General features: G+C 37.5%; 8 protein-coding genes. 2 read left to right on the top strand and 6 right to left on the bottom strand.

Annotated features, from left to right (window positions below; all coding sequences use genetic code 11):
• Positions 1-203 precede the first annotated feature (203 nt).
• Together rsmD and Q1R07_RS13540 are read right to left on the bottom strand one after the other, a co-directional pair.
• Positions 204-791: a 16S rRNA (guanine(966)-N(2))-methyltransferase RsmD gene (gene rsmD, locus Q1R07_RS13545; RefSeq protein WP_300491268.1), complete on the bottom strand. Its 588-nt coding sequence runs from the start codon at positions 789-791 to the stop codon at positions 204-206.
• Positions 788-1,597 carry a DUF3822 family protein gene (locus Q1R07_RS13540; RefSeq protein ID WP_300491266.1) on the bottom strand — a complete coding sequence of 270 codons (810 nt, stop codon included), beginning with the start codon at positions 1,595-1,597 and terminating at the stop codon, positions 788-790. Before Q1R07_RS13540 ends, rsmD begins: the two co-directional genes overlap by 4 nt.
• Before the next feature lie 145 nt (positions 1,598-1,742).
• Between Q1R07_RS13540 and Q1R07_RS13535 the strand changes: the two genes are divergently transcribed.
• Together Q1R07_RS13535 and kdsB are read left to right on the top strand one after the other, a co-directional pair.
• A complete protein-coding gene (locus Q1R07_RS13535) occupies positions 1,743-3,167 on the top strand; it encodes an AAA family ATPase (protein ID WP_300491273.1) in 1,425 nt (474 codons plus the stop codon).
• A 34-nt stretch (positions 3,168-3,201) separates the two neighbouring features.
• Positions 3,202-3,933 (top strand): 3-deoxy-manno-octulosonate cytidylyltransferase, encoded by a 732-nt coding sequence (gene kdsB, locus Q1R07_RS13530; RefSeq protein ID WP_300491264.1) that lies wholly within the window; start codon positions 3,202-3,204, stop codon positions 3,931-3,933.
• 51 nt (positions 3,934-3,984) lie between these two features.
• Here kdsB and Q1R07_RS13525 read toward each other — a convergent pair whose 3' ends face one another.
• The 4 genes from Q1R07_RS13525 to Q1R07_RS13510 all read right to left on the bottom strand — a co-directional run bounded on the left by Q1R07_RS13525 (position 3,985) and on the right by Q1R07_RS13510 (position 7,080).
• Positions 3,985-4,755, bottom strand: coding sequence for a copper resistance protein NlpE (locus tag Q1R07_RS13525; RefSeq protein WP_300491262.1), 771 nt, complete (start codon positions 4,753-4,755; stop codon positions 3,985-3,987).
• Positions 4,756-4,889: 134 nt separating this feature from the next.
• Entirely contained in the window at positions 4,890-5,456 is a 567-nt protein-coding gene (locus Q1R07_RS13520) for a DUF417 family protein (protein WP_300491261.1), read from the bottom strand.
• Positions 5,457-5,524: 68 nt separating this feature from the next.
• The gene (locus Q1R07_RS13515; RefSeq protein ID WP_300491259.1) at positions 5,525-6,412 is read right to left on the bottom strand and encodes an AraC family transcriptional regulator; all 888 of its coding nucleotides are present in this window, start codon (positions 6,410-6,412) and stop codon (positions 5,525-5,527) included.
• Positions 6,413-6,414: 2 nt separating this feature from the next.
• A complete protein-coding gene (locus Q1R07_RS13510; protein WP_366526341.1) occupies positions 6,415-7,080 on the bottom strand; it encodes a fused MFS/spermidine synthase in 666 nt (221 codons plus the stop codon).
• Between the last annotated feature and the right edge of the window lie 28 nt (positions 7,081-7,108).

Raw genomic sequence — 7,108 nt, 5'->3', positions numbered from 1 at the left:
GAAAGTATGTACAGGTAATGCTGTAGTGAAACCAGGTAAACTCTATGCGGTGAAATGCCATGTATATCAACATTTAAGGGCTGCTCGTCCGTTGTTGAGGGGTAGGCAGATGGATCCCGACAGTAATGTCGGGGCTAGATAAATGATAAGGGTTCCGATTTATCGGAATACAGAATCCGGCTTACAGGTCTGCTTTTTTTATTTTAACTGTCAAATTCGTCTTCTTCGTCGGTTACATCTTCTTCCGCATTGTTTTCCAATTCAAAAAAGGAAAACACCGAACCACCATAATTTTTCAAAAAAGAAAAGTTAGCCATATGACTAATAGGAGTATGCTTGGAATGTTCAATGATCATCATGCCATCTTCTTCCAGTAATTCGTTTTCAAATACCAGGCTAACAATGCGTTCAAAGTCCTTTTGCTCCATTCCGTATGGCGGATCGGCAAAAATAATATCAAAAGTTGCTTTGCTTTTTTCCAGGAATTTAAATACGTCGCTTTTGATCGCTGTAATATCAAAGTCAAATTCCTTGGCCGTTTTTTTGATAAACGTAACACAGCCGTAATCACCATCAACACTGGTTATCGGTCCGGAACCGCGGGACGCAAATTCATAACTGATGTTTCCGGTACCGGCAAACAAATCCAGAACCCGTAATTCTGAAAAATTAAAATAATTGTTCAATATATTAAACAGGGATTCTTTCGACATATCGGTTGTCGGTCGGACAGGTAAATTTTTCGGAGGATTGATACGTCTTCCTTTATATTTTCCGGAAATTATTCTCATGAATGAAGGAGGATAAAATTTTCTAAAATACTATTTTCTTCGAGGGAATAGCGTTCTTGTAAGGCTTGTGTATTTAACAACGCTATGTTGCGCACATAGCGATAGGCAATTTCATAGCAGGGATGATCCGTAGTTATTTTACCCAACAGATTTACGGCTACCGTTTCCGGATTGAGCTGTAATTGTTCGAGGGTAAACAACAGATAATATACAAAATCTTCGGGTGTTTTATACTCAAAAGAATTAAACAACAATAACTTTAAATTATGCGTTATAATTATTTCAAAATGAGTATTTTGAATATGAACAAAAATCTGCTTTTCTTCTTTATTCCGCGATAAATCCAGCAAAGCCGAAACCAAAGGAGTGTTACTGTTTTTATACTCAAAACTTCCAAACTGATCAATCAGGAAATTGTTCGCATTTACAAACGGAACATACACATTGTTCATTTCGTGAACCTCGATTTCATCAAAAGCAAAAAAATCGGATTCAAATACTTTGGTGTTGTATTGCAGATAGCTTCCCAGGAAATTTTCGTCAAAAAGCGCCTTGGGTACGAAAGTGCTAAAATTATTGTCGTGCAAAACCACGATGTCGTCATAATGCCGCGTTAACGCAGGATAGTCTACAAATGTTCTCCATAATTGATCTTCCAGCGATTGGGTATAATTAAACGCAACGGACTGTAATTCCAGAATACGGTCATTCAGTGTGTCGGTAACACAAAATGAAAACCCGTTTGGAGCGACCTGAAGGGACAATTTTTTATAGTTTTTCAAAGCTATCGTGGCTGTTGATGACATTATATGGAATCGTAATTGATAGCAAATTTACATTTTTTTTGCAACGGAAACCGATTTGGGATAAAAAAGGTATGTATCTTTGGACTTCTTTTCCGTTGTAGTAGCCACGCGGGTTTCACAACTTCAATATGTTATTTTGGTTTTCATGAATTCCGGTAAATTTTATAATGCTTTAAAACAAAACTTTCCCTATTTGCCAACGCAAAAACAGGATATCTTTTTTCAGAAAATAGCCGATTTTATTACAAACGAAAATGAAGATGAAATTTTTCTACTTAAAGGTTATGCCGGAACAGGAAAAACAACGGTGATTTCTACTATTGTCAACCAACTGAAAGACGTTAGTAAAAAATATGTATTGCTGGCGCCTACGGGACGAGCAGCAAAAGTGATTTCCAATTATTCTCAAAAACCGGCGTTTACCATTCATAAACGTATTTATTTCCCCAAAAAAGGAAGTGGTGGAGGCGTCCATTTTACGATGCAACCGAATAAGTTTAAAAATACGGTGTTTATCGTCGACGAGGCTTCGATGATTTCCGATGCGAATAGCGATTCGGGTATGTATGAAAATGGTTCGTTATTGGATGATTTGATTCTTTATATTTATTCGGGTTATAAATGCAAAATGATCCTGGTAGGGGATACGGCGCAGTTGCCACCGGTGAATATGGACGTTAGTCCGGCTTTAAATATCGACGGACTGGCAATGAATTATAGCATGGAAATACAGCATATCGAGCTGGATGAAGTAATGCGACAGGAGGAAAAATCGGGAATTTTATTTAATGCCACCGAATTACGGGAAATTCTAAAATCGCAGTTTATCGATTCGTTTCAATTCCGATTACGCGGTTTTAAAGATATTATCCGATTAACGGATGGCTATGATATACAAGATGCGATTCACCAGGCTTACAGTAATTATAGCATCGAAGATACCGCATTTATCGTACGCTCCAATAAAAGAGCCAATCAGTACAACCAGCAGATTCGTTCGCGTATTTTGGACAAAGAAAGCGAATTGTCGGCAGGCGATTTTATGATGGTGGTGAAAAACAATTATTTCTGGCTTAAGGATTCCGATGAAGCCGGTTTTATCGCAAATGGTGATATTATTGAGATTCTCGAAATTTTTAAAATTCAGGAACTATACGGATTCAAATTTGCCAAAGTAAAAATCCGAATGGTCGATTATCCAAATCAGATTCCGTTCGAAACCGTATTAATTCTCGATACGATCACAAGCGAATCGCCATCGTTAACGTACGAACAGTCCAATTTATTATATCAGGAAGTCTTACTGGATTATGAAGACGAGCGTACACAGTATCGCAAATTGCAGAAAGTAAAGGCCAATCCGTATTTTAATGCACTTCAGGTTAAGTTTTCCTATGCCATTACCTGTCATAAATCGCAAGGTGGCCAGTGGAATACGGTTTTTATTGAACAACCCTATTTGCCCGAAGGTATAAATAGAGATTATATTCGCTGGTTGTATACGGCCATGACACGAGCCAAAGACAAATTATACCTTATTGGCTTTAAGGACGAGTATTTTGAAGATTGATTTGTATTTTTAGATTTTAAACAGAAAACATACTATGAAAATAATAGCTGTAATTCCGGCGCGATATGCTTCAACGCGTTTTCCTGCTAAATTAATGCAGGATTTAGGCGGTAAAACGGTGATTTTAAGAACCTACGAAAGTGCGCTGCAAACAAATTTATTTGATGACGTTTTTGTGGTTACCGATTCCGATCTGATTTTTCAGGAAATTGTTTCAAATGGCGGTAAGGCGATTATGAGCATCAAAGAACACGAAAGTGGTAGCGACCGGATTGCCGAAGCTGTTGAAAACATGGACGTTGACATTGTAGTCAATGTACAGGGTGACGAACCGTTTATCAACAAAGAACCGCTGGAAAAAGTTTTGGATGTTTTTAGAAACGATACCGAAAAAGCGGTTGATCTGGCTTCAGTGATGCGGGAAATTACTGATATAAAAGAAATTGAAAATCCGAATAATGTAAAAGTCATCGTCGATCAAAAAGGTTTTGCCTTGTATTTTTCCCGTTCCGTAATACCATATCCGCGCGAAACAAATGTAGGCGTACGATACAGGCAACATATCGGGATTTATGCATTCCGCAAGGAAGCCTTACTGGATTTCTACCGTTTGCCGATGCTTTCATTAGAGGCCTCTGAAAAACTGGAACAATTGCGCTATCTTGAATATGGAAAACGCATCCGAATGGTCGAAACGTCCCATGTTGGAATTGGAATTGATACTCCGGAAGATTTGGAAAAAGCACGTAAAATGATCATAAAATAAAAAAAGGAGAATTAATTCTCCTTTTTTGTTAGCGTATTGTTCTTTTTTTCTTTATTCCCGGTTGTAATCACCACCTAAAGTACCGCCGCCACCGCAGAAATACATCAGGTCGTAACGTTCGTTAAATTTAGAAGTAGACACTGTTGCTGTTTTACCGTCAAACGAAATGGTCATAATCGCTTTTAAATCGGGATTATTATCTTTTAAATTAACCTCAATACGGTTGTTAACCAAAACACCTTTTCCTTTAAATTCACAGCCTTTTTTAGTTGCTGCTTTAAAAGTTACTGCCACATCAAATTCGTTATCGGCTGTATTCGTTAAGGATAATGTCTGATAATAACCTTTTCCAACTTCACCCTGAATATAGTTTCCGTTAAGCGTTTTCGGTTCCAACGGTTTTTCTTTCGACAAAATATAATGCGATGCCAGATCTGTTTGTACTTCTTTTTTGTCCTGATCGAGTACTGCAATGGTACTATCGGTTTTAATCAGGTAAAATTCTTTTTGATTGTCCGCGAAAGTAACTTCCACATAAGGTCCGTTTAATTTCCAGTTTCCCTTTTCGGTTTCGCTGGTTTTATCCCGATCCTGATACAGAATGGTTTTCGAAACGGTGGCATCGTCATTAAAGGCCACTGTTGTTTCAATTCCGGGACAATCAGCGCATGGTAAAACACCTTCATACATACCCGAAACTGTTCTGGTTACTTGTGTACTGTCGGCAGCAGACGTTTCTTTTGCCGTATTTGCTGTTTTTTTACAAGCGGTGAGCGACAATAGAGCGACGAATACCAACGATGTTAAAGGTTTTTTCATCATAATTTTTTGTTTTTATTGTTATTTAAAACAAATCCTATCAAAAAGCTTACCAAAGTGTACTTTATTTTATGATTTTTTGTAGTCTTTTACAGCGCGTCTCGATTGACTCCGAAAATCGAACAGCAATTAACGATTTACTTCTTTTTTAATTCCAGATAGCGATGAGCCGCCTGACTCATGGTTACCAATGCCGCACCCATCATAATCGCATCTTTGATCACCAATCGTCCGGCACCGCTCAGATACGGAAATCCGTGTTCTGCATCTCCCAAATCAGGAACCCAGGCTTCCGGTGTGGTAATCAGAAAGGATAAAGTTACAAATGACATTCCAAAAGCCAGAAAACTCCCTACAGCCGATATGCCGGGTGCTATAGGGTACAATGCGATCAGTATTCCGATTCCAACAATCAAAGCGCCTAAACCATACGAAAAGGCATAGGTATTATTTTCCTTATGCCAGGCTATATTGTCCGGCTTGTATTCGCCCTCCTTATTCATATGAGTTTTATAATCCGGAGTATCATAATGATAGAAGAAATTCATAAACGGACTATTCGCAACAAACGGAACGATTCCATTGGCTTCATAACGAAAGGCTTTTAATCCGCCAATCCAGATTAAAACCACAATTAAACCAATTCGCGTTAACTGGATTCCGGTTTGCTGTAAACGGGCCGCATATTCAAATAATTTGTCCATAATGATGATTTTTAGATTATAAGACAAAGATCCGGCTTATTGTTTAAACAGAAAATGAACAAAAAGGGCTAAGGAATGGACAAAAATCCTTTTCGGATTTTCCATTCTTCTTCCCGGAAGTGTTTGGGTGAGAGTCCGATATGTTTTTTAAAAAACCGACTAAAATAGTATTCGTCTTTAAATCCCAGATCGGAAGCGATGGTTTTAATTTGCGTATTGGTGTGTAATAATTCCCATTTGGCTTTTAGGATCAGTTTTTCGATTACCAGTGCCGAAACGGTTTTTTGATAATATTGTTTGGTTGCCGTGCTAAGGGTTTTAACCGTAGTATTTAATTTTTCGGCATAAAAAGCCGGTTGGTGTTGCGACTGAAAATGTTTGTTAATCAGATCAGTCAATTGCAGTAGATAATCGGGGAGCGTTGGAATATCGGGAGAAACAAGCGTTTCCGTTTCGCTTTTTAAACGTGTCAATTTGATCAGGAATATCTTAAGGTAGGAAAAAACAAGTTCATTTGAAGCCAGTTCCGCTTCTTTAATTTCGCTTTTGATGTTTTGGAATAACGTTAGCAACTCATTACGATCTTTGGCGGGAATAGCAATTTTAGATGTTGCATAACTATTGTTAAACAATACGCCATTACAGCCTACCTGATGATGATAGGTTTCAATACAAAAGAAATTGGCATGAAATAATAGGAGTGTAGCATTAGTCATCCCTTTTGAATGTAGCGCAAATGCCTGATAGGTATTAAAACAATAGATTTCATTTTCGGCATAAGGGACTTTCATCAGGTCGGTTTCTACCATTCCTTTTCCACTGTGAATCCATAGAATCGCAAAATAATTGGTATGCAATGGCCAACTTTGATCAGCAATTGAAATTTCCGTAGTTAGTATGGGTGTACTTTCTTTTGAGGCTTTTTTAATTTCAAGTGTGATGGTATTTGTTAGCATAATCAGGCCAGTTTTTTAATGGTAAACAGCTCGTTGTGATCTTCTACTTTTGGATACATGCGTACCGAATAATTCGGATCAAACCGCGAACGATAATCACTATTTCGTTGTTTATGATCACTATTTAAAACCATGGTATTAAATAAGATAAAGCCATTTATAGTAAGCAAAAAGTTAACCCTGTTTATAAAAAATTCTTCAAATAAAAAATTAGGCATTACGGTATCCTGAAACACATCGATAATAATAAGATCGTATTTTTCACGGGTTTTTAAAACAAACTCAAAAGCATCATCCTGTACGATCGTAAAGTTCGGAATACTGTCGATTTGAAAATATTGTTTCGCCAGTGCTATCGCTTCCGGATCGAGTTCCACACCGGTAATTTTACCTTTAAAACCAATTTCATCCGTTAGTGTTTTAACCACACTACCGCCAGCCACACCTAAAACAAGGATGCTTTTAAAATTACGTATTCTTTCGAAACCGATATAATGCAGTCCTTTTCGGAGGATTCGCTGTAAGCTACCGTAGGAGTAATTGGTATTTTTAGAATCCATTACCAGTTGACCATTGGTCCAGGTAACTTCCAGGTTTTTATTGATTGCTGATTTTTTTTGGTGAATTTTAATAGGTATAAAGTAACTCAGCAGTTTCTTCGATATCATTTGGCAACATTTTCTATTCGTAAATATA

Source organism: Flavobacterium sp., assembly GCF_030146175.1.
GTDB lineage: Bacteria > Bacteroidota > Bacteroidia > Flavobacteriales > Flavobacteriaceae > Flavobacterium.
Note: the sequence above shows the minus strand (reverse complement) of the source record. Positions and strands in the feature narration are given on the sequence as shown.